Source organism: Aliamphritea spongicola (genome assembly GCF_017051665.1).
Classification (GTDB): domain Bacteria; phylum Pseudomonadota; class Gammaproteobacteria; order Pseudomonadales; family Balneatricaceae; genus Amphritea; species Amphritea spongicola.
In genome coordinates this window covers 1-292 of record NZ_JAFIDL010000084.1, presented here as the reverse complement: position 1 = coordinate 292, position 292 = coordinate 1, and the positions used below count along the sequence as shown (strand labels likewise).

The 292-nt window shown below is 62.0% G+C and carries 1 pseudogene; it reads left to right on the top strand.

The annotated features are described in order from the left end of the window. Positions 1-260, top strand: a pseudogene (locus JYB63_RS22845) (hypothetical protein); the annotation flags it as partial. Positions 261-292 lie beyond the last annotated feature (32 nt).

The window sequence follows — 292 nt, the reverse complement described above, 5'->3', positions numbered from 1 at the left end:
AGGCCAAAACCATCAAACTGGCGGATCTGATCGACAACACCCGCTCGCTGCTGGACTACGACAGCCACTTCGCCCAAACCTATCTGATCGAGAAACAGCGCCTGCTGGAAGTGCTGACCGAAGGCGACCCGACGCTGTGGCGCCAGGCCAGCCATATCGTCGAACAGGGGCTGCTCAGATTACAGCAGCCGCCGCACAACGTGCCGGCCAGCTGGTTTGAGCACGCCCGCCGGCGCTACCGCGAGAACGACGCGGCCTGATCAGAAGGTCACCACCGTTTTCAACGCCGTCA